Here is a 24,469-nt window from a genome sequence, read left to right as displayed (position 1 = left end):
GCGCGAGCACGCGGGCGGTTGCTATGATCGTCGTTCCGGCCCCGCGCGCGGAACGAGCCATGGGACACCGCCTCTCGAAGATCTACACCCGAACCGGCGACGACGGCACGACCGGGCTCGCGGGCGGCGTTCGCGTGCGCAAGCACGACCGCCGCGTCGACGCGATAGGCGACGTGGACGAGACGAACAGCGCGATCGCGCTCGTGCTCGCCGAAGCGGGCATCGCGGCCGACGTCCGCGACGTGCTGCGCTCGATCCAGCACGACCTCTTCGAGATCGGCGGCGAGCTCGCGATGCCCGAGTATCGCGGCATCACCGCGGCGGACGTCGAGCGGCTCGAGCAGGTCCTCGACGCGATGAACGCCGCGTTGCCGCCGCTCGAGGATTTCGTCCTGCCCGGCGGGACGCGTGCGGCCGCCGCGTGCTTCCTCGCGCGCGCGATCGCACGGCGGGCCGAGCGAAGCGTCTGGGCGCTCGCCGAGCAGGCGGAACTCAATCCGGAGCTGCCTCGTTACCTGAATCGCCTGTCGGATCTCCTGTTCGTCGCCGCGCGCCGGCTGACCCGCGACAGCGGCATCGACGAGACGCTTTGGCAGAAGAAGCGTAACCGTTGAGCGCCGCGCGAGCGTCGCTCACACGGCCCAGCCGAAGATCGTCATCAGCGCGATCACGGTGACCCAGATGAACAGCGTGCGCATCACGAGCCGCAGCGCGTTGCGCGCCGCGGCGCTCGAGTTCGCGGGCTGCTCGAGGAAGCCCGTCATCGCCGCCTTGCCGACCTGCGCGGACAAGCGCTCCGTGTGGACGTGGAACGGCTTGCCCGGCGCGGGCGTGACGCTGCGCCAGCGATTCCACGCGTCGTCGAAGCTGCCGGCCAGCGCATAGCCCAGCGCGGCGAGCCTCGCGGGCAGCCACGCGAGCACGCCGTGCAGCGCCTCCGCGGCCGGCAGCCCCGCTCGGGCGACGCCGTAGTCGCGCGCGGACTCGAAGGCGGCGCGGCGCCGCAGCAGATCGCTGACCCGGAAAAGCCACGCGCCGACGGGTCCCAGCACGACGAACCAGAACGCGACGCCGAAGATGCGATTCGTCGCCTGCACGAAGATCGCCTCCTCGACGGCGTCGACGTCGCGCGGCATCGCGTGCCGCGACTCGGCGAGCTCCGTCATCACGCGCCGCGCCTCGTCCTGGTCGCCCCGATCGAGCGCCGCGCAGTAGTCGTCGACTTCGCTGCCGAGGTCACGCGGACCGAGGCACAGAAAGACGACGAGGACGGCGAACACGAGATACGGCACGTCCCAGCGCACGAATGCCTGATCGAGCACGCGGTCGATCCAGAGCACGGGCGCGGTCGCGAGCAGCAGGAACGCAGCGAGCACGGCCGCGGCGGCGCCCGTCGAGAGCCGCCGCACACGCGCGAGCGCGAAGTCGAAGTACGGATCGAAGAAGCGCAGCTCGCGCAGCCTGAGCCGCCGCGTCGCGACGTGCTCGAGCGCGAGGCCGAACAGGAGCGCGATCAGCTTCATCGCGCGGTCACGCGGCGCACATGCGCCGGCAGAGTGCCCAGTCGAACGCGGGACCGGGGTCCGTCTTGCGTCCCGGGGCGATGTCGCAATGCCCGACGATCGGCGCGTCGCGCAACGTCGGGTATGCGGCGCGGAGCGCGCCGACGAGGTGCGCGAGGGCCTCGTACTGCGCGGGCTCGTAAGGCACGTCGTCGGCGCCTTCGAGCTCGATGCCGACGGAAAAGTCGTTGCAGCGTGCTCGGCCCCGATACTCGGAAGCGCCGGCATGCCACGCGCGCTGCTCGAAGCCGACGTACTGCGTCAGCCGACCGTCGCGCGCGATCAGCACGTGCGCCGAGACCGCGAGGCCCGCGATCGATGCGAAGTACGGGTGCGCGTCCGGATCGAGCCGATTGACGAACAGATCGTCGATCCATGGGCCGCCGAAGCAACCCGGCGGCAGGCTGATGCCGTGCACGACGATGAGCTCGAGCGACGCGCCGGGCGGGCGGGCGTCGCAGTTCGGCGAAGGGACTTTCCTCACGCCGCGTATCCAACCGCTGTCGATGATCATCGGCATGCTACATTGAGGATCGGGACCCGCCCGCGGATCGAGCCGCACTATACAACACCGCCGCCGAATCCGGCCGAGACGGTGCACGAGCCGCGGCGTCGGACGAGCGAGAACGATGTCGGACCGTCGCATCACGCGCCTGTATGTCGAATGCGATCTCGGCGAGGATCGAGCGCCGCTGACCGAGCGCGAGACGAAATACCTGGGCAGCGTGCTGCGGCTGAAGCGCGGCGATCGCGTGCTCGCGTTCAACGGACGTGGCCAGGAACGGTTCGCGACGATCGCGTCGCTCGCGCGCGCGCACGGCGAGCTCGCGCTGCTCGACTTCGTCGAGCCGCTGCCCGAGTCGAAGCTCGCGCTGACGCTGGTGCAGGCGCTGCCGAAGACCGAAGCGATGGATTTCGTCGTGCAGAAGGCGACGGAGCTCGGCGTGCGCGCGCTGTGGCCGGTCACGTCGGACTTCAGCGTCGTCAGGCTCGATCCGGAACGGGCCGAGCGCAGGGCCGTGCACTGGCGGCGCGTCGCGCAGAGCGCGTGCGAGCAGTGCGGCCGGCACCGGCCGCCGGAGATCAAGGCCGTGCAGCCGCTCGCGGCGAGCCTCGAGCAGATGCCGTCCGGCAGCACGCGGATCGTCCTCGACCCGCGCGCCGCGCGGCCGCTGTCCGGCACCGAGCCGCCTGCCGGTGAGCTGTTCCTGCTGATCGGCCCCGAGGGCGGCTTCAGCGAAGCGGACCTCGAGCGCATCGAGAGTCACGGCGTGACACGGATGCGGCTCGGTCCGCGCACGTTGCGCGCCGAGACTGCCGCGATCGTCGCGGCCGGTCTCGTCCAAGCCCTTTGGGGCGACCTGCGCTAAAGACACCACTGCGGCCAAAGAGCCGGCTGCGCTCGAGCCTTGCGGCCTGTCATGCATTGTTCATGAACGGCACGCCGTCTAACGAGGGCGTGGTGTGATATGCGCGTCCTGAGGATCGTGCGCGCCACGGACGGCGCGCGCGAAGCCTACAGGGACGTATTCACGGCGGTCCTCAGGACGCGCATATCACGCCACGCCCGGCCACCACCGTCCCCCGAACGTTCATGGACAATGCATGACAGGCCAGCGAGGACGGCAACCCTAAGTCGTTGCGCGCATCTGCTTCTGCACGTCCGCGACCATCGCCTCGAGCCGCTCGACGTCCGGGATCAGCGGAAACTCGTGGATCATCCGCACGCGGCAGAGCGCGGGCTGGCCTTCGGGGATCGGCCGCTCGGTATCGAGCATCAGGACGTCCGGATTCACGCGGACGAGCTGCGGGAAGCCCTGCGTCAGGATGCCGTAGTAGCCCTTCAGCGCGCCGGTGACGGCATGGAACACGACGACGCGCGTGCGGCCGCGCTTTTTCGCCGACGCATCGCCTGGGCGGCTGCCGTCGAACGAGATCACCGGCAGCGCCCGGCCGTTCCAGTCGACGGTACCGAGGTACCACTCCGGCACGTCGTCGCCGACCGGCACCTGCGTCTCGACGAACGCGATGACCTCCGCGACGCACATTCGCGGCACGAGCAGGCGCTCCTCGCGAAGCGGGATCAGCAGGCTGTACAGCTCGCGCTGCTCGACCGCCATCGCGCTCACAACGTCCTCCCGAGCAACGCCTCGACCGACGCGATCAGCTGCGCCTCCTGGTACGGCTTGCTCAAGTAATCGTTCACGCCGAGCTCGATCGCCTTCGCGCGGTGCTTCTCGCCCGACCGCGACGTGATCATCACGATCGGCACGTCCTTCAGCTTCTCGTCGTTCCTCACGTGCGACGCGAACTGATAGCCGTCCATGCGCGGCATCTCGATGTCGAGCAGGATGATGTCGGGAGCCTCGTGCTCCTGCAGCGCCGTGATCGCGTCGAGGCCGTCGCGGGCCGTGATCACGCGCACGCCTCGCCGCTCGAGCAGCCGCTGCGTGACGCGCCTCATCGTGATCGAGTCGTCGACGACGAGCGCCGTCGGCGGACGTGCCGCGGGCGCGGCATGCACCGGCACCTTCGCCGCACCGTGCTGCGCGCGCACGAGCGTGCCGACGTCGAGGATCACGATCACGCGGCCGTCGCCGAGAATCGTCGCCCCCGAGACGCCCGCGACGCTGCCGAGGTGCGGCCCGAGCGTCTTCACGACGATCTCGCGGCTGCCTTCGAGCGCGTCCGTCAGGAGCGCCGTCGAGTGCTCGCCTGCGCGGACCAGCACGAGCGACACCGCGCCCTCCTCAGCCGGCAGCGCGGACGGCATGCCGCCGACGAGGCTGCCGAGATGCTGGATCCGATAGCTCACGCCGCCGTACTCGAGCTTCGGCTCGTCGTGCGTCAGGAGGTCGAGCAGCGTCTCGCGCGGCACGCGCGTCACGCCTTCGATCGTCGGCAGCGGCAGCGCGAAGGTCTCCTCGCCCGCGTCGACGATCAGCGCGTGCGTGACCGCGAGCGTGTACGGCAGACGGATGTAGAAGCGGGTTCCGCGGCCCTGCACGGACTCGATCCGCATCGACCCGCCGAGCTTCTTGATCTCGTTGTCGACGACGTCCATGCCGACGCCCCGGCCCGCGGCCTGCGTCAGCTCGTGCGCCGTGCTGAACCCGGGACGCAGGATCAGCTCGACAGCCTCGTCATCGGAAATCTTCTGCTTGTCGGAAATGAGCCCTTGCTCGATCGCCTTGCGGCGGATCGCGTCGAGATCGAGCCCGCGGCCGTCGTCGGCAACCTCGATCAGCACCTCGGAGCCTTCCCTGCGCAGCGACAGCTCCACGCGCCCGGTCTCGGGCTTGCCGGCGTTGCGCCGCTCGGCCGGCGGCTCGATGCCGTGCACGACCGCGTTGCGCAGCAGGTGCTCGAACGGCGCGAGCATCGTGTCGAGGACCTGACGGTCGACCTCGCTGCCGCCGCCGTGGACGACGAGCTCCGCGAGCTTGTTCGTGTCCGATGCCGCCTGCCGGACGATGCGCGCGAGCCTGGACGAGTGCCGCTGGAACGGCACCATCCGCGTCTGCATCAGTCCTTCCTGCAGCTCGCTCGTCACGCGCGCCTGCTGGCTCAGGAGCGTCTCGGCCTCGTTCGCGAGTCCCTGCAGCAGCTCGTTGATGCTCGCGACGTCGTTCGCGGTCTCGGCGAGCGCGCGCGACAGCTGCTGGATCGTCGAGTAGCGGTCGAGCTCGAGCGGGTCGAAGCCTTGCCCGCCCGCGGTCAGGTCGTCCTGGTGGCGGTACAGGATCTGCGCCTCGGTCTCGGCCTCGAGCTTGCGCAGCTGCTCGCGCAGCCGCGTCACGGTCTGGCCGAGCTCGCCGAGGTGGAAGTCGATCGAATGGAGCTGCTGGCTCAGCCGCGACTGGAAGATGTTGATCTCGCCCGCGCTGTTGAGCAGCGCGTCGAGCAGCGCGGCGTCGACGCGGGCGGTCTCGGCCCGCTCCGCGGTGCGCCCCTCCGGCTGTGCAGGTCGCGGCGGCGCGTCGCGCGACGGTGAGGCCTCCTCCGCGCCCGCGGGCTCGGCCGCGGCAGGGCCGGCGTCGGCGGCCGCGACGGCGCTCTGAGCGTCCGCGGCTACGGCCGCGCCCTGCGCGTCGGCGGTCGCGGCGGCGGCGAATGACGCGTCGTCCGGATCGACGGCCGGCTCGGCGGCCGCCGGCGCTTCGGGCTCGGGCGGCTTCGCCGGCGCCTTCGTGTCCGCGCTTCGCTTGAACCTCGTGAGCCGCCGCGCGAGCTCGTCGAGGCCGGGCACGGTCCGGCGAAAACCTTTGTCGGCGGCGGACGTATCCGTGTCGGCGCGTGCCGCGCCATCGGTGGCGGCCTCCGCCGGACCGCCGTCGCGCGCCGCCGCTGGCGCTTCGGCCTCGGCGGCGAGCTCGGGCCGATCCGCTGCGGGCGCCGCGTCGGCGCGCGTTTCGCCGCCGGCGGCGGCGTCGAGCGGGGGCGCGAGCTGGCGCACCGTAGGCTCTTCGCCGGGCCGTGCGACCGCTTCGCCGTCCTGCGCCGCCGCACCGGCGTCGGCCGCGGCGGCAGGCGCCGGCGCGGCCGGCGGGGGCTCGGCGGGCTTGGCACCCGGCGAGGACAGCGCGTCGATGCGGCCAACGAGCTCTTTCGCGGCCGGCAGCGGGCGCCCGGCGTCGATGCAATCCCGCATCGAATGCAACGTGTCGAGGCACTGCTGCAGCAGATCGAGCGTTTCGGCCGAAGGCGCAACGCGCCGCTCGGCCATGCCGGCGAGCAGCGTCTCGAGCGCATGGCTCAGGTCGCCCATCGGCGTGACGCCGGCCATCCGCGCGCCGCCCTTCAACGTGTGCAGCAGGCGCTGCAGCTCGACGACCGACGCCGAGCCTTCACCCTCGCGCCGCAGCGTGCCGAGCGCGCTCTCGGCGTTCTCGAGGATCTCGGCCGCCTCCTCCATGAAGATCGCGGCGATCTCCGGATCGAAGTTCGGCACGAGCGCGGGCGACGAGACTTCCTCGGGAGCGGCCGGCTGCTCCGGTGCCGCCGAATCCTCGAGGCGCTCGAGCCGCGCGACGACGTCGGGATCGGGCGCGAACGGCGTGCCGCTCGACAGCGCATCGGTCATGCGCGCGAGCTCGTCGGCGGCCGCGGCGAGCGTCTCGATGCCGTCGTCGACCAGTCCGCGACCCGCCTGGAACAGCCGGCCGAGATGCTCGGAGAGCGGCTGCGCGAGCGCGACCGCAGGCGCGAACGCGGCCATCTTCGCGCTGCCGAGGAGCGTGTGGCACGCACGATAAACCGGCTCGTCGACCGGGTGCGGCGCCTCGCCGCGGCGGGCGGACTCGACGAAGGCCCGCAGCGTCTCGAGATGTCCCAGCGTCTCCTTGACGAAGATGTCGACGAGCACCGGATCCATGTCCGGCGCGGCGGCGCGACGATCGTCGCCGGCCGCGGCGGACGCCGCGCCCGCCGGCGCGTCGGCCTCGTCCGGCGCGGGCAACCGCAGCGCGTCGCCGGAAAGGCGGGCCGCGTCCGGGTCGCCCGCCGCGAACGCCTCCGCGCGCTTCATCAAGAGCTGAACGTCCGCACGCGGCTGGATCCCGACCTCGAGCTGCTCGATCAGCTGCGGGAAGACGTCGGCCGCTTCCTGGATGAACGCGATCATCGCCGGGGTCGGCTCGAGCGTCTGGTTGATCACGCGGTTCAGCAGGTTCTCGATGCTCCACGCGAACTCGCCGATCATCTGCGCGCCGACCATGCGGCCGCTGCCCTTCAGCGTGTGGAACGACCTGCGGACCGAGATCAGCGCATCGGAGTCTTCCGGCCGCTCGGCCCAGATCGGCAGGAACCGCGCGATGCTCGCGATCTCCTCCTTCGCTTCCTCGATGAAGAGCTCGAGGAGCTCCGGATCGGAGCGCTCCTCGTCGACCTCCATCACCGACGGCGGCTTTTGCGCCTTCTTCGGCGGAGGCGCGGCGGCGACCGGTGCCGGCGCGGGCCGCTTCGCGGCCGGCAGCGCCTCGAGGAGATCGAGGCAGCGGCTCGCGTTGTCGAGCATGTACCACGGGTCGCTGCGCCCGCGGCTGATCGTCTCCATGTAGTACTCGACGGCGACGACCGCATCCGCCAGCCGCTCGAGGTACTCGGGCTTCAGGGGCTTGCGGCCGGGGCCGAGCCGCGTCGCGATCACGGCGCCGATCCGCTCGACGATCTTCACGGCCCGGGTCTTGTTCAGCATCAGGAGGCCGGCGGTGATGCCTCTGAGCTGCGGCTTCACGTGCTCGAGCACGCGGCCGTCCTCGGGCGTCTCGACGAGCTGCGTGACGGCTTCCTTGACCTTCGTGAGGTTCACGATGCATTCGCCGATCACGGCCTGCGTGACGTGGCGGTACTGCGCCTCGGCCTCGCTCTCGCTCGGCGCGGGGTCGTGGCCGCCCGGCACGATCGCTCGGATCAGCTCGCGGTCGAGCGCGTCCTCGACGTCGAGCAGCGTCGCCGCGATCTTCTCGAGCGCGAGCGGGCTCTCGATCTTGCGGCTGCCGACGAGCGCGTGCAGCTCTCGCGCCTCGCGCTGAATCTCCGCCCTCGCCTTCTCGAGCCCGAGCACGCCAAGCGTGTCGCCGATTTTCTTCAGCATGTCGAGCTGCGGCTTCAGCTGCTCGACGTCCTCCATGCCGGTGCGCACGAAGATGTCGAGCGCGTCCTTCACGGACGACAGGTCCTCTTTGATCGCCTTCGCGACCGTGCGCATCAGCTTGACGCTCGGCCCGGCGAGGCTCTCGCGGGCCTCCGCGAGCTGTGACTCGGGCGGCACCGCCTCGTCGAGCCGGTACAGCTCGCGGATCTGCGCGAGCCGCTCGTCGCCGCTGCCGGCCCGCGCGACGTAATAGAGGAGGCTGTTCAGCAGCTCGACCGGCGGCGACTCGACCCAGGCCGCCTCGCCGCCGTCGATCAGGCGCTTGAGCTGCCGGTCCGCCTGCCCGACGAGACGCTTCACGTTCACGGTCGGCTCGAGCTGGCCGCCGCGCAGCGCGCGGAGCACGCCCGTCAGCACGAACCAGAGCTGACGCACGGCCTCGGTCGATGCGGCCTTCTCGAGCGCGCCGCTGATCTGAATCAGCCGCTCGAGGTGCTGCGGCGCCTCGTGGCCGCGGATCCACTGCAGCAGCGCCGACTGGAACGCGGGGCGCAGCCGGCGCGCCGTCAGCTGGAACCGCCGGCTCGACTCGGCGTCGACCGCGACCTGCGGCTTCGACGCGAGGTGGCGCTCGAACGGCCCGGCGTTCAAGAGGAGCAGCGAGCCCTCCGAGAGGCTCGGCTCGCCGCGCGCCTGGCGCAGCTCGTTCAGAAGCGGCAGCAGCACGAGCGCGATGTCGCGCCCGCCGCTCATCACGCGCTCGAGGTACGCAGGCAGCTGCACCATCGCACGGGTCAGCGCCTCGAGGCCCGTGTCGACCTGCTGCTGCTCCTTGCACGCACGGACGTGCCGGCACGTGAGCTCCATCTCCTCGGCCAGCATGCCCGCGCCGTTGAGCTCGATGATCTTCAGCGCGCCCTGCGCGAGATGCAGCAGGTCGGCCGCACGGTCGAGCGCGTCGCGTGCAGCGTTGCCCTCGGCGAAGTCCTCGAGCTCGCGGCGCGCCGTCTCGAGCGTGTTGCCGATTTCGCGGCTGACGAGATCGAGCGAATGCGCCGCGAGATCGTTCGTCTCGGCTTCGGTCGACATCGATACGCTCATCCGGATCGTCTGCGCGGTTCCGTCCGGGCGGCCTGCGCGGCTCGGGTCCCGGCGCCGGCGGCCGCGGGCACGGGCGCGGGACCCTCGGCGCGCGGCGGCCGGCCGGCCTCGAGCGCGGAGGCGATCCGCGCCTGGCTCAGCACGCTCGTGCCGGCCGTGTCTTGCGGCAACGTGAAGCCGCTGACGCTCTCACGTAGCTGCGACGCGAGCTCGGAGAGCTTGCTGATCGCTGCGGACGCCGCGTTCGTCGACTCGGTCGCCTTCGCGCTGATCTCGCGCAGGACGCGCATCGACTCGGTGATCGCCGCCGTCGCGCGCGTCTGCTCGCGCGCCGAGCTCGAGATGTTCTGCACGAGGCTCGCGATCTGGTGCGACACCTGCTCGATCTCGTCGAGCGCGGCGCCCGCGTTCTCGGCGAGGAGCGCGCCGCCGACGACGTCCGTCGTGCTGCGCTCCATCGACACGACCGCCTCGTTCGTGTCCGACTGGATCGTGCGCACGAGCACCTCGATCTTGCGCGTCGCCGCCGTCGAGCGTTCCGCGAGCTTCTGCACCTCGTCCGCGACGACCGCGAAACCGCGGCTGCCTTCGCCGGCGCGCGACGCCTCGATCGACGCGTTCAGGGCAAGGATGTTCGTCTGCTCGGCGATCTCCTCGATCAGCTCGACGATGTTGCCGATCTCCTGCGAGCTCTCGCCGAGGCGCTTGATCCGCTTCGACGTGTCCTGAATCGTCTCGCGGATCGTGTTCATGCCGTCGATCGTCCGGCGCACTGCCTCGCCGCCCTTGTGCGCGACGTCGACCGCGTGCCGCGCGACGTCGGAGCAGCGCTCCGCATTGCCGGACACCTCCTCGATCGACTGCGCCATGCGGGCCACGGCCTCGGACGCGGCGGCGGTCTGCTTCGCCTGCGTCTCGCTCGAGCGGACGAGGTGCCGCACGGTCGCCTCGCTCTGCTTCGCCGCCGCGTCGACGAGGATCGACGTGTCGTGGATCGTTGCGACGAGGTCGCGCAGCTGCTCGATCGCGTAATTGATCGAGTCGGCGATCGCGCCCGTGATGTCCTCCGTGACCGTGGCCTGGACGGTCAGATCGCCGTCCGCGAGGTTCGACAGCTCGTCGAGCAGCCGCAGGATCGCCTGCTGGTTGCGCTCGTTCTGCGCCGCCTGCGTCTCGGCGATCCGTCGCAGGTCGCCGGCCCGCTGGTACGCGAGCATCATCGTCAGGAGCAGGAGCAGCGCGGCGCCGACGAGCAGCAGCGGAAGACCGCCGCCGCCTTCCCGCGTGAGAAGCAGCACGGCGGCGCCGACCATAAACGCCGCCGACGCGAACGCAAGCGGAGGGAGGAGCTTGATCCAAGGGCTCGACTTGATCATCGTCAGCTCATTTCCTCGTCGTTTCGCCGGCGTTGAGGAACTGCTCGTCGGCAAGCAGCTTACCGAGGCTGAAACGGGGCCAGACTTCCGACCCGTGCACGAATCCCCCATCGAGATAGTGGTCGCAGCGGATGACCGTCGCGGGCACCTGCTGCCTGAAATCGTCGTGCGCGAACCGGCGGATACCGACCACCTCGTCGACGATCAGCGCGGTCGGGACGTCACGGCTCGCGGCGACGAGGATCCGGCAGCGCCGGTCCGACCCGGCGCTGCCCGCGCCGAGGAACGCCCTCAGGTCGACGACGGTCAGGAGCTGCCCGCGGACGTTCGCGATGCCGCGCAGCCAGAATTTCGCGCCGGGCACGCGGGTCACGGGGTCCGGCACGGGCAGGACTTCGCGGACGTCGCCGCGCCCGGTCACGAAATGCTCGTTGCCGAGCCGGAAGCCGATGCCGGCCCATTCGTCGGCCGCCGCCGCACCGCCGTCCCGCGCCGCGCTCGCCGCGCGCGCGAGGCGCTCGAGCTCGAGCAGCAGCTCGAACGGCCGTTCCCTGAGCTCCGCGAGGCTCAAGCGCCGGGCCCCTCGGTCCGCCGCTCGAGAACTTCGTTCGCCTTCGCAACGAGCACGGCCTCGCTGACCGGCTTGACGAGGTAGTCGACGGCGCCCTGCCGCATGCCCCAGATCCGGTCGGATTCCTGGCTCTTCGTCGTGATCATCACGACGGGGATCGACTTCGTCAGCGGGTCGCGCGTCAACGTGCGCGTCGCCTGATAGCCGTTCACGCCCGGCATCACGACGTCCATCAGGATCAAATCCGGACGCATCTCCCGCGCGAGAGAGATGCATTCCGAGCCGTCCGCGGCGGACACCGTGTCGAAGCCGTGCTTCTCGAGCACGGTCTTCATCACGTGCACCTCGGTAGGCGAATCGTCGACGATCATGATCAGTGCCATGGTCAGCCCCCCGACGTCGAACGGCCTCAGCGCCCGACGTGACTCGAAATCGCACTCAACAGCTCGTCCTTCGTGAAGGGCTTCGTCAGGTACTGCTCGGAACCGACGAGCCGGCCCCTCGCACGATCGAACAGCCCGTCCTTGCTGGACAGCATGATCACCGGAGTGTCCTTGAAGAGCTTGTTGTGCTTGATCAGGGAGCAGGTCTGATAGCCGTCGAGACGAGGCATCATGATGTCGACGAAGATGATGTCGGGCTGGTGGTCCGCGATCTTCGACAGCGCGTCGAAGCCGTCGACCGCCGTGTACACCGTGCACCCTTCCTTCGCGAGCAACGTCTCGGCGGTGCGACGGATCGTCTTGCTGTCGTCGATCACAAGGATCTTGAGGCCCTGAAGGCTCGGCCTCGGGCTTACCGCGTTACCGGTCGACACGCACTTCTCCCTGCGCTTTCGGCGGCCGCCGCTCCCCGGTTGCTCCACAGCGGCACCGCGCGAGCTCAACGCGCCTTTTAACATATTGATGAGACGCTTCCAACGACTCCGTCCGTCGGTCGGAGGAGCCGCCGACCGAGGACTGCGATTACGTCCCGAACGCGCCTCGTCGCGGTACCGGAGCACCGCGTTCCGCGAGCTATGGTAGCGTTGCCGTTTTCGGCGAAACTGCGAACCTGCACTCAAAAAGCGAGGACCGATGGACAGCTCGTCACGACTGCTCGGCGTCGTCATGGACCCGATCGAGTCGATCAAGCCGCAGAAGGATTCGACGCTCGCGATGCTGCTCGCCGCTCAACGCCGCGGCTGGCGCATCGCGTACTTCACGCAGAACGGTCTGTCCGTGCGCTACGGCGGACCTTTCGGCCGGGGACGGCTGCTCACCGTCGAGGACGACACGAAGCGGTGGTTCACGTACGGCGACGAGTGGGCAGGTCCCCTCGAGGGTCTCGACGCCCTGCTGATGCGCAAGGATCCGCCGTTCGACATGGAGTACGTCTATACGACGTATATCCTGCAGCTCGCCGAGGAGCGCGGCGTGCTCGTCGTGAACAAGCCGGCGAGCCTTCGGGAAATCAACGAGAAGGCCTACACGGCCTGGTTCCCGCACTGCACGCCGCCGACGCTGATCACGCGCTCGCATCCGGACCTGCTCGGGTTCCTCGACGAGCAGGGGAAGATCGTCCTGAAGCCGCTCGACGGCATGGGCGGGCGCTCGATCTTCGTCGTGGCGAAGGGCGATCCGAACACGAACGTGATCTTCGAGACGCTGACGCAGAACGGCACCCGCTTCACGCTCGCGCAGCGCTTCCTTCCCGAGATCGCCGACGGCGACAAGCGCGTCATCCTGATCGACGGGGAGCCGGTAGAGTACGCGCTCGCCCGGATCCCGGCGCCCGGCGAATCGCGCGGCAACCTCGTGATGGGCGCCCGCGGCGAGGGCCGGCCGCTGACGCCGCGCGACCGCTGGCTCGCGGCCGAGGTCGGGCCGACGCTCGCGGCCAAGGGCGTGCTGTTCGCCGGGCTCGACGTGATCGGCGATTTCGTCACCGAAATCAATGTCACGAGCCCGACCGGAATACGTGAATTGGATCGGCAATTCGGCATCGACATCGCTGCTAGACTGCTCGACGCCGTGGAGCGGCGGCTCGACAAGTGACCGGTTGCGCGTGATTCCCGCGAGCAAAAACCGTGTCGGACACCTTTTCGAAAATGGTGTCGGACGCCTTTTTCGCCCTGAACGCGAAAGACGCTCGACGCCATCTCTGCGAAAAAGGTGTCGGACACCATTTTCGCGAGTCGCACGAAAAAGGCGTCTGACACCATTTTCGATCCCGTTCCTTCTCGCGGCGCTGATCGTCGCAGGGTGCGCGGACCGGCCCGGCCTCGCGGAACGTCGCGTATACGCGATGGGCACGTGGGTCGATCTCGCGGTCGTCGCGGCGCCGCGGACGGCCGAGGCCGCCCTCGACGAGGCCGAGGCGTTCCTGCGCCGTTTCGAGATCGACTACTACGCGTGGGCGCCCGACGGCGAGCTCGCGCGGCTGAACCGTGCGCTCGCCGAGCTCCGCGAGGCGACCGTGAGCCCCGAGATGGCCGCGCTCCTCGTCGCGGCGAAGCGCGCCAACGCCCTGAGCGGCGGAGCCTTCGATCCCGGGGTCGGGGCGCTCGTCGAGCGCTACGGGTTCCACGAGGCCGCCGGCGAGCCCCGCGAGCCGACACCCGCCGAGATCGACGCGTGGCTCGGCGCCGGCGCGAGCATCGCGGCCGTCGACATCGACGGCGTCGAGGTCTCGGCGCGGACGCCCGTGCTGCTCGACCTCGGCGGCATTGCGAAGGGCGCGGCCGTCGACCGCATCGTCGAGCTCTTCCGCCGGCACGGCATCACGTCCGCGCTCGTCAACGCCGGCGGCGATCTTCGCGTCCTCGGGACGCGCGGCGACCGCGCATGGCGCATCGGCATTCAGGACCCGCGCGCGGACGACGTGCTCGGGGTCATCGAGCTCGCCGACGGAGAAGCGGCGTTCACGTCGGGCGACTACGAGCGCTACGTCGAGCGCGGCGGCGAACGGCTGCATCACCTCCTCGATCCGCGCACCGGCCGGCCGGCCGACGAGAGCCGGGCCGTGACCGTGATCGCTCGCGACGGCGTCGCGGCGGACTCCGCCGCGACGGCGCTCTTCGTCGCCGGCGACGACTGGGCCGACGTCGCGGATGCGCTCGACGTCGATGCCGTGCTGCGCGTCGACTCGAGCGGGCGGATCGAGGCGACCGAAACGATGCGCCGGCGCCTCGTCGCCGGCACCGCGGAGCAGTGGGATGTCGTCGCCGACTCGTAACGCGCGGGGCACGTCCTCTCCGCCCGACGCGAGCGCGCCGCCGGCAAAGGTCAGCGCGGACCGGCTGAGCTCGACGCTGTTTCTCGCGGCGCTCGCGCACGGCGTGCTGATCCTCGGCGTCACGTTCACGGCCCCCCGCGCGCCCGAAAACGATGCGCTGCCGTCGCTCAAGGTCACGCTCGTCGTCGACACGAACCGGATCGACGAGCCGCGGCCCGATGCCGAGTGGCTCGCGCAGGCGAACATCGACGGCGGCGGTGCGCCGCGAGACGGGGTCCGCCCGACCACGACGCTCGCCGCCGATCAGCCGATGACCGCGGTCGGGGATCCGAGCGCCGCCGACGCCGCGGACGCGAGGCCGCGCGAGGCCGCGCCCGCGGCCGACGAGATCGTGACCCGGGGAGCGTCCGCGCGGCAGGTCGCGGCCGTGCCGAAGGCGACCGAGGTCTCGGCGGCCGAGGCCGAGACGCGTGCGGCGCTCCTCGACCGCTCGGCAGAGCAGACCCTCGCGCTCGAGATCGACGACGTCGCCGCGCTGCCGGATACCGACGATCCCGATTTCGCCGCGGCGCCGTCGACGCGCGAGTCGATCCTCGCCGAGTACCTCGATACGTGGCGGCGGCGCGTCGAGCGGATCGGCACGCTGAACTTTCCGGCGACGCTACGCGAGCGGAAGAACGTCGGCCGTCCGATGCTCGAGGTCGCGATCGGCGCGGACGGCGCGCTGACCGAGATCGTCGTCCGTCGTTCGTCCGGCGACGGCGCGCTCGATCAGGCCGCGCTGACGATCCTGCGGCTCGCCGCGCCGTTCGATCCGCTGCCGCCCGAGATCCGCAGCCAATACGACGTGCTGCGCTTCGCGTACGAGTGGGACTTCTCGGGCGGCACAGACGCGCGCTCCGCGGCGGCCTCGTCGCCGATCGCAGACTGACGTCACACCGTCCTTCGTCGCGACCTGCTGCCGCGGCGACGTGCTCCGGCGACCTGCGATAGAATCCGGTTCATCATGGAACGCGAAACACGGCAGGTGCGGAGCCTTCAGGATCACTTCCTGATCGCGATGCCCGCGATGGTCGACCCGAACTTCAACGAGACGGTCACCTACATCTGCAAGCATGACGAAGAAGGCGCGATGGGCATCGTGATCAACCGACCGACCGACATGCTGCTCGCCGAGGTCTTTCGGCAGCTTTCGCTCGAGCCGACGGATCCGCGGCTCGCCGAGCTGCCGGTCCTCGCCGGCGGTCCCGTGCAGCGCGACCGGGGCTTCGTCGTGCATCGTTCCGATCGACGCTACGACTCCACGCTCGAGACGGGCGGCGGAATCAAGATCACGGTTTCGCAGGACATCCTCGCGGCGATGGCCCGAGGCGAGGGGCCGGAGCCGGTGCTCGTCGCGCTCGGCTATGCGGGCTGGGACTCGGGTCAGCTCGAGGCGGAGATCGCGGCGAACGCATGGCTCAGCGTGCCGGCGGATCACAAGGTGCTGTTCGAGACGCCGTTCGAGCAACGCTGGCGCGCGGCCGCGGGCCTGCTCGGCGTCGACATCCACCAGCTCGCGAGCTACGCCGGGCACGCGTAGGCCGGCGGCGGCGTGGCGTCGACGCGCGGCAGCGGAATCGTGCTCGCCTTCGACTTCGGCCGCCGGCGGATCGGCGTCGCGACCGGCAACCTGCGCACGCGCACCGCGTCGCCGCTGACGACGCTCGCGAGCGGCCGCGAGCCGCCGTGGCCGCTGATCGACGCGGTCGTCGCCGAATGGCGCCCGGAGCGGCTCGTGGTCGGCGTGCCGGAGTCATCCGAGGGCGCGACGTCGGTCACGGAGGCCGCGCGGGCGTTCGCGGCCGCGCTCGCGCGCCGCTACGGGCTGCCGGTCGAGACGGTCGACGAGGCCTTCACGTCGGCCGCCGCCGCGGCGGACCTTGCGGAGGCCCGCAGGAGCGGAGCGCTGCGGCGGCGAAGCCGCAAGGCCGAGATCGACGCCCGGGCCGCGTGCCTGATCGCCGAGCAATGGATGAGCACTGCGGAAAATGGAGAGCGATGACGTGACGGCGGTGAGCGGCGCGGGCGGGAGCGGTCCCGGGACGCGCGGCACCATCTACCTCGAGGACGCCGAGATCCTCGCGCACGACGCGTGGCCGGGACGACAGTTCGTGCTGCGCGTCGCGGCGCCGGCCGCGGCCCGGCGAGCGGAGCCGGGCACCTTCGCGCACGTCACGTGCGACCCGTGCGTCCCGCTGCGGCGGCCGCTGTCGATCATGCGCGCGGACCCTGACCGGGGCTGGCTCGAGTTCCTGTACAAGCCGGTCGGCGCCGGCCTCGAGAAGCTGACGGCGCGCCGCCCGGGAGAGCGCCTGAGCCTGCTCGCGCCGATCGGCCGCGGCTTTTTCCCGTCGCCTTCCCGGCCGCGCGTGCTCGCGATCGGCGGCGGCGTCGGCATCCCGCCGATGATCTTCGCGGCGGAACGCCTCGCCGGGCGGCCCGAGTTCCGTACGCCGATCGTGCTGATGGGCAGCGAGCTGCCGTTCCCGTTCGACCTCGTGCCGTCCGCGCTGCCGGTGCCCGGCGCGCCGCCGGACGCGACGCACGGCATGGCGTTTCTCGAGGCCCTCGGCATCCCGTCGCGGCTCGCGAGCAACGCGGGCCTTGCGGGCGCCTACGCCGGCTTCGTCCCGTCGCTCGCGAGACGCCTCCTCGAGACGATGCCCGACGACGCCCGTCGAGAGACGCAGCTGATCGGCTGCGGCCCCGAGCCGATGCTGCGCGCGCTCGCCGTCCTCGCGCACGAGTTCGACCTGCCGTGCCAGCTCGCGCTCGAGGAGTACATGGCGTGCGGCGTCGGCGGCTGCGCGGGCTGCACCGTGCGTATCGAGACCCCGGCGGGCCCCGCGATGAAGCGCGTCTGCGTCGACGGCCCCGTCTTCGAGGCCCGCGAGGTCTACCCCGCCGTCTTCGCGTGAAATTGGGGTCAGCGTGAAATTGGGGTCAGTGAAATTGGGGTCAGAGCCCTTTTCCAGCAGCAGCATTGGGGTCAGAGCCCTCTGACCCCAATGTGGCTCCGGCCCCCATGTGGCTCCGGCACCCAATGTGGCTCCGATCCCATTTCGGCTTCGCCTGGCGAAGCCGCTCTTCCGCGCGCTGCCCCGTGCCCCCGCGCCGACGTAGCGGGGGTGCGTGTTCGATCTGCGCTTTCGGCGGCCGTTCGGCGGCCATGGACGGCCGCCGTCGAGCGACAGGATGTTCTTCCCGCGTGCCGCCGAAAGCGCAGATCGAACGCGCGCCCCCGCGGCCGACTGGCACGCCCCCAGTTGATCTCCGCCATGGGCTCTGACCCCAATTTCGATCTCCGCAAAGGGGCTCTGACCCCAATTTCGATGTCCGCAATGGGGCTCTGAACCCAATTTGGCCACTCGCGGCCGCCCCAGTGCGCTGCCTGCGGGGGGCGATTCGGCAGCACGTAGGAAAGGCGTAAACGGGCTCTGACCCTGAATTTCGCCGCGCGGCCGACCGACATGCCGCTGCACCCAAGAGGGTTCGGCGGCGCGGCGGGAAAAGCACAAAAGGGCTCTGACCCCGATTCCGCGCTCGACGGGAAGCACAAAAAGGGCTCTGACCCCGATTTCGGACCCCCGATTTCGCGAGTTGATCGCCGTCCTCGTTCGCGTTAAGTAGGGATGCAGGCGGCACTCCGGCCGCCCGGGGGAGGTAGTCATGGAGCTCGATCGCAGGACCTTCATCGCGGCACTCGGCGGTGCCGCGGCCGTGGCGGCTATGAGTCACGAGGCGCGGGCGGACGCGCTGGAAGACGCGCTGATCGCCCAGCTCGATTCCGGTGCCGCGGCGAATGCGGGCACCGCGTCCGACTTCCCGACCGCCGCCGAGGTCGAGGCCGCGATCACGACGCGCCCCTATCGGCGCGGCGTCGGCAACCTGTTCCTCGACACCACCGGTGCGAACGTCACGCGCCTGCCCGCGATGCCGGACTCACCGACGCTGCTCGATTTCTTCGAGCGCAGGTTCACGCGGACGCGCAACCACTGCTTCCAGAGCGCGAACAAGGCCCGCGAGCGCGGCGCGGACGACGAGATCGTGCTCGCGTGCCTGCTGCACGACGTCGTGCAGGAGATCATGAAGACGGATCACGGCTACTGGGGCGCGCAGCTCTTCGAGCCCTACGTCCCCGAGCGCACGGCGTTCGCGATCCGCTATCACCAGGCCCTGCGGTTCTATCCCGACGAGACCGCGGGCTACCGCTACCCCGATCTCTACCACCGGATCTTCGGCGAGGACTACGTGCCGCCGCCGCACATCCAGGCCGCGTACGACTACGCCCGAAGGCACCGCTGGTACGACGCCGCCCGAGAAGTGACGGTCAGCGACCTGTACGCGTTCGATCCGAACGCGGTCGTGTCGATCGAGCCGTTCGTCGACCTGATCGGCCGGCACTTCCGGCAGCCGAAGGAAGGGCTCGGCAACGACGGCAGCCCCGTCGCGCACATGTGGCGCACGATCGCAAATCCGGACGCGCCGCTCTAGCGGGCCGTCACCCGAAGTTGATCTTCGCCTCGAGGTTGCTGCGCGAATCGGCGTTCGACAGCGCCTCCTCCATGCTGATCACGCCGTTGCGGTAGAGCTCGAACAGCGCCTCGTCGAACGTCTGCACGCCGGGCTCGCGCGTCTCCCGGAACGCTTCCTTCACGTGCGCGATGTCGCCCTTCTTGATCATCTCGGAGATGTGCGGCGTGTTCAGCATGACCTCCACCGCGGCGACGCGTCGCCCCTCTTTCGAGCGCACGAGCCGCTGCGAGATCACGGCGCGCAGGTATTGCGAAAGATCCATCAGCACCTGGTTGTGCTGATCGTTCGGATACATGTTGATGATCCGGTCGAGCGTCTCGGGCGCGTTGTTCGCGTGCAGAGTCGCGATCGCGAGGTGGCCGGTTCCGGCCAGGTCGATCGCCGCCTGCATCGTTTCGCGGTCGCGGATCTCGCCGATCAGCACGACGTCGGGCGCCTCGCGCATCGCGCTCCGCAGCGCGCGCGCAAACGAATGCGTGTCGAGCCCGATCTCGCGCTGATTCACGATCGACTTCTGATTCGTGTGCAGAAACTCGATTGGATCCTCGATCGTGATGATGTGCGACGCCGAGTTGCGGTTGCGGTGATCGATCATCGCCGCGAGCGTCGTCGACTTGCCCGAGCCGCTCGCGCCGACCATCAGGATCAGGCCGCGGCGCAGCATGACGAGATCCTTCAGAATCTCCGGCACGCCGAGATCCTCGAGGCGCGGCAGATCGGGCGTGATGAACCGAAGCACCATCGCGACGTTGCCGCGCTGATGGAAGATGTTCACGCGGAAGCGGCCGAGACCGGGCTCCGAGATCGCGAAATCGATCTCGAGATCGCGCGTGAAGGCCTCGAGCTGCTCCTCGTTCATCAGCTCGAGCGCGGCCTGCCGCACCATCTTCGGCGTCAGCTCCATCTGATTCACCGGCATGATCTTGCCGTCGATCTTGATCATGACGGGCGCATAGGTGGTGAAGAAGAGGTCGGACGCCTTCTTGTCCACCATCAGCTTGAAGAGCGGCTTGACGTTCATCGCGTTGTAGCAGGCCGATTTTTCGAATGGCGGACCGTCCCCTTCGCTGCGCCCGGACCGAAGCCCTCCCTCGGGCGGCGCGCGAGACGCAGCTCGCAGTCAGAATCGAGTGGCGCGCTCCTCCTCGAGCAGGCGCAGGCTCTCGCCCTGCTCCTGCGCGGCCGCCGATTCCCGCTTGCTCTGCAGCTTGATCCGCAGGCGAAGCTCGTTCTGCGAGTCGGCGTTGCGGATCGCTTCGTCGTACGAGATCACGCCGTCCTCGTACAGATTGAACAGCGCCTGATCGAACGTCTGCATGCCGAGCCGGTTCGACTTGGCCATGACCTCCTTGATGGAGGCGACCTCGCCGCGGAAGATCAGGTCCCGGATCAGCGGCGACGCGAGCATGATCTCCATCGCCGCGACGCGCCCCATGCCGTTCTCGCGCGGAATCAGCCGCTGCGAGATCAGCGCGGTCACGTTCAGCGAGAGATCCATCAGGAGCTGCTGGCGGCGCTCCTCGGGGAAGAAGTTGATGATGCGGTCGAGCGCCTGGTTCGCGCTGTTCGCGTGCAGGGTCGCGACGCAGAGGTGCCCCGTCTCCGCGAACTGGATGCCGTACTCCATCGTCTCCCGGTCGCGAATCTCGCCGATCATGATGACGTCCGGCGCCTGACGCAGCGTGTTCTTCAGCGCGTTGTGCCAGCTTTCCGTGTCGACGCCGACCTCGCGATGCGTGACGACGCAGCCGCGGTGCGTGTGCACGAACTCGACCGGATCCTCGATCGTGATGATGTGGCCGCGGCTGTTCTCGTTGCGGTAGCCGATCATCGCCGCGAGCGTCGTCGACTTGCCCGATCCGGTGCCGCCGACGACGAGGCAAAGGCCGCGCTTCGTCATCGCGACGTCCTTGAGCTGCGGCGGCAGCTCGAGGTCTTCGAAGGTCGGGATCTTCGTGACGATCTGCCGGATCACGGCGCCGACGTTGCCCTGCGCGACGAACGCGCTCACGCGGAACCGGCCGATGCCCTGCGGCGCGATCGCGAAGTTGCATTCCTTCGTCGCATCGAACTCCTTCGCCTGCTTGTCGTTCATGATCGAGCGGACGATCAGCGAGCTCTGCGCAGGCGTCAGCGGCTTGTCGGCGAAGGGCTTGATCGTGCCGTCGATCTTGATCGCCGGCGGAAAGTCCGCAGTGATGAAGAGATCCGAGCCGTTCAGCTCGACCATCTTCCTCAGCAGGTTCTGCGTCAATCTGACGGCTTGATCGCGTTCCATCTCCGCCCTTTCGCTTGGCTACGGCTCCGGGACGATCAGAAGTTTTCCTTGATCACGGCCTTGAAGCGCGCCTCTTCCTTCGTGATGAGGCCCTTCGCCATGAGCTCCTGGAGGTTCTGGTCGAGCGTCTGCATGCCCTGCGCCTGGCCGGTCTGGATCGCGGAGTACATCTGCGCGACCTTGCCTTCGCGGATTAGATTGCGGATCGCCGGAGTGCCGATCATGATCTCGTGCGCCGCGACGCGCCCGCCGCCGATGCGCTTCAACAGCGTCTGCGAGATCACCGCGCGCAGCGACTCCGAGAGCATGCTGCGCACCATCTCCTTCTCGGCCGCCGGGAAGACGTCGACGACGCGGTCGATCGTCTTCGCCGCCGAGCTCGTGTGCAGAGTGCCGAAGACGAGGTGGCCGGTTTCGGCCGCGGTCAACGCGAGGCGGATAGTCTCGAGATCGCGCATCTCGCCGACGAGGATGACGTCCGGATCCTCGCGCAGCGCCGACCGCAACGCCTCGCTGAAGCCGAGCGTGTCGCGGTGTACCTCGCGCTGATTGATCAGCGACCTCTTGCTTTCGTGCACGAACTCGATCGGATCCTCGATCGTGATGATGTGATCGGGCTTGCTCTCGTTGATGTAGTCGATCATCGCAGCCAGCGTCGTCGACTTGCCGGACCCCGTCGGCCCGGTGACGAGCACGAGGCCCCGCGGGTGCATCGAGATGTCCTTGAAGATGCGCGGCGCATTGAGATCGTCGAGGGTGAGGATCTCGGACGGGATGGTCCTGAACACGGCCGCGCAGCCGCGGTTCTGATTGAAGGCATTCACTCGAAAGCGCGCGAGCTTCGGGATCTCGAAGGAAAAGTCCGTCTCGAGAAACTCCTCGAAGTCCTTGCGCTGTTTGTCGTTCATGATGTCGTATACCATACTGTGCACTTCCTTGTGCTTCAGTGCTGGCATGTTGATGCGCTTCACGTCGCCGTCCACACGGATGATCGGGGGAACGCCGGCGGAGAGATGCAGGTCTGATGCGTTGTTCTTGACGGCGAAAGCGAGCAGCTGGGCGATGTCTACTGCGGCCATAGCGATCCTTAACTGAAGCCGAAACCGGCCCCGATCCAGAGCGAACGCGAGTCTTTCATAGTATAGCTAGCGGCTACAGCAAAGCGTGACTGATATCACGTACCACCTGGAGGCCGTGCGAGCGCGCGTGCGCGAAGCGCTGATTCGCGCCAGACGCGCCGACGACGACGTAACGATCGTCGGCGTCAGCAAACGACAAAGCATAGAGCACATTCAAGCCGCGTTTGCCGCCGGACTGCGCGATTTCGGTGAGAGCTACGTCCAGGAGGCGGAACCGAAGCTCGAGCAACTCGCGGAGCTCGGCGTCGTATGGCACTTCATCGGGCGGATTCAATCGAACAAGACGCGGACGATCGCCGAGAGGTTTCACTGGGTTCACACGCTGGACCGCGAGAAGATCGCCGTGCGTCTCGATGCCCAGCGTCCGTACTACGCGCCGCCTTTGAACGTGCTGATCCAAGTGAATCAAGGCGGCGAGCCGCAGAAGGGAGGAGTGCCGCCGGCACGGGCCGGCGAGCTCGCGGCGCTCGTCGCCCGCTTGCCGCGCCTGCGGCTTCGCGGGCTGATGACGATCCCGCCGGCCGACCTCCGGCCGGCGGAGAGCCGTGAGCACTTCGCGGCGCTGCGGTCGCTCGCCGAGCGCCTGGCCGGCGCGGGTCACCCGATGGACACACTCTCGATGGGCATGACCGCGGACTTCGAGCTCGCGATCGAGGCGGGCTCGACCTGCGTGCGCATCGGCACGGCGATCTTCGGGCCCCGGAGCTGAGCCTTCGGGTGTCCGCGGAGCGGCCGGGGCCGCGAGGGGCCGCTGCCCGAACGGCGGGCGCGGCCGGCGCGTGTTATCTTTCCGCGGGCTTCACGCTGAGAACGGCATGCAGAACGCGCTCATCTTCATCGTCAAGACGATCACCGACCTCTACCTGCTCACGTATCTGCTGCGCTTCATCATGCAGTGGACGCGAGCGGATTTTTACAATCCGTTCGGGCAGCTCATCGTCAAGGTGACGAACCCCCTCGTGGTGCCCGCGAGGCGCCTGCTTCCCTCCATCCGAGGCGTCGACGTGCCGACGCTCGTCGTGCTGCTGCTCCTCGAGGCGCTTGCAATCCTGCTGCTGCTCGCGCTCGTCGGCGCGGCGGTCCCTGCCGGCACGTTCGTCGCGTACGTCGTGCTGCGGCTCATCGACCTCGCACTGTGGTTCTACACGATCGCGATCTTCGTGTACGTGATCTTGAGCTGGATCGGCCAGGGGAGATACAGCCCGCTCGGCGAGATCCTCGCGGACCTGGTCGAGCCCGTCCTTCGCCCCGCCCGCCGTATTCTTCCGCCGATCGCCGGCCTCGATCTGTCGCCGGTGCTCGTCCTGATCCTGCTTCAGGCGATCGTGATCGCCCTGCCGCTGCCCGGAGTGCTGCGGTAGCGGCGGGGTTCCGCCGGCTCCCGACCGATCGCCCGTCGCCGCCTTCGACCGCGAAGCGTCGCCGGCGGGCGGCGCCGAGCGAGCGCGTCCGGGCGGCTTCCCGCGTCGCCGCACCGCCGGCCGCACGCAGGTGCCAGGGAAAGTAATTCGGTGTACATTGGGGGCGGCGACCGGAGGAGGGCTCGTATGAACTACCCGTTGCGACTGCTCCCGTTGTTCAGCACGCTCGCTTTCCTCGCGGGTTGTGAGCAGCCCGCAGAGACCGCCGCCGCGCAGGAGCAGGACGACGTGATCCTGCCGGGCACCGTCAGCACGAAGGATTTCGGCGACTACGTCGTGCACTTCAACGCCATCGGCACCGATCAGCTGACGCCGGAGGTGGCGCGGCAATACGGCATCGTCAGAAGCCGAAACCGCGCGATGCTGAACGTGAGCATTCTGCGCAAGGATGGAGAATCGATGGGTACGCCGGTCACCGGCAGCGTATCCGCGTCGGCCATCAATCTCACGGGGCAGCTGAAGAACCTCACGCTCAGGGAGATCAAGGAGGGAAACGCGGTCTACTACATCGGCGAGACGACGATCACCGACGGGGAAACCCTGATCTTCACCGTCGACGCCACGCCGATCAACGAGGCGAGCCGCTTCACGGTTCGCTTCAAGAAGCAGTTCTTCGTCGACGATTAGCGCTG

At 69.2% G+C, this 24,469-nt stretch carries 22 protein-coding genes and 1 pseudogene; 12 read left to right on the top strand and 11 right to left on the bottom strand.

Annotated features, from left to right (window positions below; genetic code table 11):
• Window positions 1-59: 59 nt before the first annotated feature.
• Window positions 60-614: a cob(I)yrinic acid a,c-diamide adenosyltransferase gene (locus VF329_03040; protein ID HEX7079974.1), complete on the top strand. Its 555-nt coding sequence runs from the start codon at window positions 60-62 to the stop codon at window positions 612-614.
• Window positions 615-632: 18 nt separating this feature from the next.
• Here VF329_03040 and ampE read toward each other — a convergent pair whose 3' ends face one another.
• Together ampE and ampD are read right to left on the bottom strand one after the other, a co-directional pair.
• Window positions 633-1,523 (bottom strand): regulatory signaling modulator protein AmpE, encoded by an 891-nt coding sequence (gene ampE / locus VF329_03035; protein HEX7079973.1) that lies wholly within the window; start codon window positions 1,521-1,523, stop codon window positions 633-635.
• Window positions 1,524-1,530: 7 nt separating this feature from the next.
• Window positions 1,531-2,082, bottom strand: coding sequence for a 1,6-anhydro-N-acetylmuramyl-L-alanine amidase AmpD (gene ampD, locus VF329_03030; protein ID HEX7079972.1), 552 nt, complete (start codon window positions 2,080-2,082; stop codon window positions 1,531-1,533).
• A gap of 109 nt (window positions 2,083-2,191) precedes the next feature.
• Here ampD and VF329_03025 point away from each other — a divergent pair, with 109 nt between their 5' ends.
• On the top strand, window positions 2,192-2,932 hold the full coding sequence (locus VF329_03025) for a 16S rRNA (uracil(1498)-N(3))-methyltransferase (GenBank protein HEX7079971.1): 741 nt from the start codon (window positions 2,192-2,194) through the stop codon (window positions 2,930-2,932).
• A gap of 261 nt (window positions 2,933-3,193) precedes the next feature.
• Here VF329_03025 and VF329_03020 read toward each other — a convergent pair whose 3' ends face one another.
• The 6 genes and pseudogenes from VF329_03020 to VF329_02995 form a co-directional block, all read right to left on the bottom strand.
• Entirely contained in the window at window positions 3,194-3,682 is a 489-nt protein-coding gene (locus VF329_03020; protein ID HEX7079970.1) for a chemotaxis protein CheW, read from the bottom strand.
• A 5-nt stretch (window positions 3,683-3,687) separates the two neighbouring features.
• Window positions 3,688-9,246 carry an Hpt domain-containing protein gene (locus VF329_03015; protein HEX7079969.1) on the bottom strand — a complete coding sequence of 1,853 codons (5,559 nt, stop codon included), beginning with the start codon at window positions 9,244-9,246 and terminating at the stop codon, window positions 3,688-3,690.
• A gap of 176 nt (window positions 9,247-9,422) precedes the next feature.
• A pseudogene (locus VF329_03010) lies at window positions 9,423-10,445 on the bottom strand (methyl-accepting chemotaxis protein).
• Between the two features lie 196 nt (window positions 10,446-10,641).
• Window positions 10,642-11,205, bottom strand: a complete 564-nt coding sequence (locus VF329_03005; protein ID HEX7079968.1) for a chemotaxis protein CheW — start codon at window positions 11,203-11,205, stop codon at window positions 10,642-10,644.
• Window positions 11,202-11,588, bottom strand: coding sequence for a response regulator (locus VF329_03000; protein ID HEX7079967.1), 387 nt, complete (start codon window positions 11,586-11,588; stop codon window positions 11,202-11,204). Before VF329_03000 ends, VF329_03005 begins: the two co-directional genes overlap by 4 nt.
• A 26-nt stretch (window positions 11,589-11,614) precedes the next feature.
• Window positions 11,615-12,022, bottom strand: a complete 408-nt coding sequence (locus tag VF329_02995) for a response regulator (protein HEX7079966.1) — start codon at window positions 12,020-12,022, stop codon at window positions 11,615-11,617.
• A gap of 259 nt (window positions 12,023-12,281) precedes the next feature.
• On the opposite strand from VF329_02995, the gene gshB reads away from it, so the two are divergent.
• The 7 genes from gshB to VF329_02960 all read left to right on the top strand — a co-directional run bounded on the left by gshB (window position 12,282) and on the right by VF329_02960 (window position 18,957).
• Window positions 12,282-13,241: a glutathione synthase gene (gene gshB / locus VF329_02990; GenBank protein ID HEX7079965.1), complete on the top strand. Its 960-nt coding sequence runs from the start codon at window positions 12,282-12,284 to the stop codon at window positions 13,239-13,241.
• 250 nt (window positions 13,242-13,491) lie between these two features.
• Entirely contained in the window at window positions 13,492-14,421 is a 930-nt protein-coding gene (locus VF329_02985) for an FAD:protein FMN transferase (GenBank protein HEX7079964.1), read from the top strand.
• Complete coding sequence (locus VF329_02980; GenBank protein ID HEX7079963.1) at window positions 14,402-15,352, top strand: TonB family protein; 951 nt, start codon at window positions 14,402-14,404, stop codon at window positions 15,350-15,352. Before VF329_02985 ends, VF329_02980 begins: the two co-directional genes overlap by 20 nt.
• A 75-nt stretch (window positions 15,353-15,427) precedes the next feature.
• Window positions 15,428-16,003 carry a YqgE/AlgH family protein gene (locus tag VF329_02975; protein HEX7079962.1) on the top strand — a complete coding sequence of 192 codons (576 nt, stop codon included), beginning with the start codon at window positions 15,428-15,430 and terminating at the stop codon, window positions 16,001-16,003.
• Between the two features lie 12 nt (window positions 16,004-16,015).
• Window positions 16,016-16,465, top strand: coding sequence for a Holliday junction resolvase RuvX (gene ruvX, locus VF329_02970; protein ID HEX7079961.1), 450 nt, complete (start codon window positions 16,016-16,018; stop codon window positions 16,463-16,465).
• A 1-nt stretch (window position 16,466) separates the two neighbouring features.
• Window positions 16,467-17,381 carry a dihydroorotate dehydrogenase electron transfer subunit gene (locus VF329_02965; protein ID HEX7079960.1) on the top strand — a complete coding sequence of 305 codons (915 nt, stop codon included), beginning with the start codon at window positions 16,467-16,469 and terminating at the stop codon, window positions 17,379-17,381.
• Window positions 17,382-18,132: 751 nt separating this feature from the next.
• Window positions 18,133-18,957, top strand: a complete 825-nt coding sequence (locus VF329_02960) for a hypothetical protein (protein HEX7079959.1) — start codon at window positions 18,133-18,135, stop codon at window positions 18,955-18,957.
• A gap of 7 nt (window positions 18,958-18,964) precedes the next feature.
• Here the strand turns inward: VF329_02960 and VF329_02955 are convergent, their stop codons facing one another.
• The 3 genes from VF329_02955 to VF329_02945 form a co-directional block, all read right to left on the bottom strand.
• Window positions 18,965-20,020 (bottom strand): PilT/PilU family type 4a pilus ATPase, encoded by a 1,056-nt coding sequence (locus VF329_02955; GenBank protein HEX7079958.1) that lies wholly within the window; start codon window positions 20,018-20,020, stop codon window positions 18,965-18,967.
• Between the two features lie 99 nt (window positions 20,021-20,119).
• Window positions 20,120-21,277, bottom strand: a complete 1,158-nt coding sequence (locus VF329_02950) for a PilT/PilU family type 4a pilus ATPase (protein HEX7079957.1) — start codon at window positions 21,275-21,277, stop codon at window positions 20,120-20,122.
• A gap of 35 nt (window positions 21,278-21,312) precedes the next feature.
• Window positions 21,313-22,356 (bottom strand): type IV pilus twitching motility protein PilT, encoded by a 1,044-nt coding sequence (locus tag VF329_02945; protein HEX7079956.1) that lies wholly within the window; start codon window positions 22,354-22,356, stop codon window positions 21,313-21,315.
• A gap of 85 nt (window positions 22,357-22,441) precedes the next feature.
• Between VF329_02945 and VF329_02940 the strand changes: the two genes are divergently transcribed.
• From VF329_02940 to VF329_02930, 3 genes are all read left to right on the top strand, one after another.
• Window positions 22,442-23,125 (top strand): YggS family pyridoxal phosphate-dependent enzyme, encoded by a 684-nt coding sequence (locus VF329_02940; GenBank protein HEX7079955.1) that lies wholly within the window; start codon window positions 22,442-22,444, stop codon window positions 23,123-23,125.
• A 106-nt stretch (window positions 23,126-23,231) separates the two neighbouring features.
• On the top strand, window positions 23,232-23,777 hold the full coding sequence (locus VF329_02935) for a YggT family protein (protein ID HEX7079954.1): 546 nt from the start codon (window positions 23,232-23,234) through the stop codon (window positions 23,775-23,777).
• A gap of 186 nt (window positions 23,778-23,963) precedes the next feature.
• Complete coding sequence (locus tag VF329_02930; protein HEX7079953.1) at window positions 23,964-24,464, top strand: DUF4426 domain-containing protein; 501 nt, start codon at window positions 23,964-23,966, stop codon at window positions 24,462-24,464.
• The last annotated feature ends 5 nt before the right edge of the window (window positions 24,465-24,469 follow it).

This window comes from Gammaproteobacteria bacterium, assembly GCA_036381015.1.
In the GTDB taxonomy this organism is placed as follows: Bacteria; Pseudomonadota; Gammaproteobacteria; order Steroidobacterales; family Rariloculaceae; genus ZC4RG20.
The sequence above is the reverse complement of the archived record's forward strand: the minus strand, read 5'-3'. Positions and strand labels throughout refer to the sequence as shown.

Bases quoted from the DNA above. Each gene is read 5' to 3' on its own strand.
- VF329_03040 (HEX7079974.1), top strand. From the start codon at position 60: ATGGGACACCGCCTCTCGAAGATCTACACCCGAACCGGCGACGACGGC.
- ampE (HEX7079973.1), bottom strand. From the start codon at position 1,523: ATGAAGCTGATCGCGCTCCTGTTCGGCCTCGCGCTCGAGCACGTCGCG.
- ampD (HEX7079972.1), bottom strand. From the start codon at position 2,082: ATGCCGATGATCATCGACAGCGGTTGGATACGCGGCGTGAGGAAAGTC.
- VF329_03025 (HEX7079971.1), top strand. From the start codon at position 2,192: ATGTCGGACCGTCGCATCACGCGCCTGTATGTCGAATGCGATCTCGGC.
- VF329_03020 (HEX7079970.1), bottom strand. From the start codon at position 3,682: ATGGCGGTCGAGCAGCGCGAGCTGTACAGCCTGCTGATCCCGCTTCGC.
- VF329_03015 (HEX7079969.1), bottom strand. From the start codon at position 9,246: ATGTCGACCGAAGCCGAGACGAACGATCTCGCGGCGCATTCGCTCGAT.
- VF329_03000 (HEX7079967.1), bottom strand. From the start codon at position 11,588: ATGGCACTGATCATGATCGTCGACGATTCGCCTACCGAGGTGCACGTG.
- gshB (HEX7079965.1), top strand. From the start codon at position 12,282: ATGGACAGCTCGTCACGACTGCTCGGCGTCGTCATGGACCCGATCGAG.
- VF329_02985 (HEX7079964.1), top strand. From the start codon at position 13,492: ATGGGCACGTGGGTCGATCTCGCGGTCGTCGCGGCGCCGCGGACGGCC.
- VF329_02980 (HEX7079963.1), top strand. From the start codon at position 14,402: ATGTCGTCGCCGACTCGTAACGCGCGGGGCACGTCCTCTCCGCCCGAC.
- VF329_02975 (HEX7079962.1), top strand. From the start codon at position 15,428: ATGGAACGCGAAACACGGCAGGTGCGGAGCCTTCAGGATCACTTCCTG.
- VF329_02960 (HEX7079959.1), top strand. From the start codon at position 18,133: ATGGAGCTCGATCGCAGGACCTTCATCGCGGCACTCGGCGGTGCCGCG.
- VF329_02955 (HEX7079958.1), bottom strand. From the start codon at position 20,020: ATGAACGTCAAGCCGCTCTTCAAGCTGATGGTGGACAAGAAGGCGTCC.
- VF329_02950 (HEX7079957.1), bottom strand. From the start codon at position 21,277: ATGGAACGCGATCAAGCCGTCAGATTGACGCAGAACCTGCTGAGGAAG.
- VF329_02945 (HEX7079956.1), bottom strand. From the start codon at position 22,356: ATGGCCGCAGTAGACATCGCCCAGCTGCTCGCTTTCGCCGTCAAGAAC.
- VF329_02935 (HEX7079954.1), top strand. From the start codon at position 23,232: ATGCAGAACGCGCTCATCTTCATCGTCAAGACGATCACCGACCTCTAC.
- VF329_02930 (HEX7079953.1), top strand. From the start codon at position 23,964: ATGAACTACCCGTTGCGACTGCTCCCGTTGTTCAGCACGCTCGCTTTC.